Source organism: Pseudomonas sp. SB113 (assembly GCF_040754745.1).
GTDB classification, from domain to species: domain Bacteria; phylum Pseudomonadota; class Gammaproteobacteria; order Pseudomonadales; family Pseudomonadaceae; genus Aquipseudomonas; species Aquipseudomonas grimontii.
This window is the reverse complement of record NZ_JBFMHW010000113.1, coordinates 1-507: the sequence shown is the minus strand read 5'-3', so window position 1 is coordinate 507 and position 507 is coordinate 1. Positions and strand designations below refer to the sequence as shown.

The 507-nt window shown below is 59.8% G+C and carries 1 protein-coding gene; it reads left to right on the top strand.

The features are described from left to right. On the top strand, window positions 1-383 hold a 383-nt coding region (locus AB1462_RS31715), incomplete at its 5' end, for an LptA/OstA family protein (protein ID WP_367249029.1). Window positions 384-507 lie beyond the last annotated feature (124 nt).

The following is a 507-nucleotide window of genomic DNA, read 5'->3' as shown; positions in this document are numbered from 1 at the left end:
ATCAGGGGCCAACGCTGCTGAAGGCTGGCAAGATGACCGTCTTTTACGCAAAGGATGGCGGCTCTGCGACGACCGGTTCCTCGAACATCGAGCGCCTGGAAGTCGATGACAAGGTTTACGTCAAGTCGAACACGCAGGTTGCAACCGGCGACCGCGGCACATTCGACATGAAGACCGAAGTTCTGGTCATGACCGGCAAGGAAGTCGTACTTTCCGATGGGCCGAACGTGCTCGTTGGCTGCAAGCTGACGGTGCAGATGCAATCCGGCGAAGCTCAGGTCGATGGCTGCAAGAAGGGCACCGAACAGGGTTCGGGTCGCGTCATGATGTCGATCACGCCCGGAAGCCAGAACCAGTCCGGAAGTCAGAATCAGAATCAGTAATGTCCGACCGCAACCGTTTCATGGCGCGTTTGTCGCGCCCCTTCGGACGTACGCCGCCAGCTCCCGCCGTGCAGGGTACGACCAAGTCCGAATTCAAGGGGACGCTCATCGCGCGCGGCCTGAC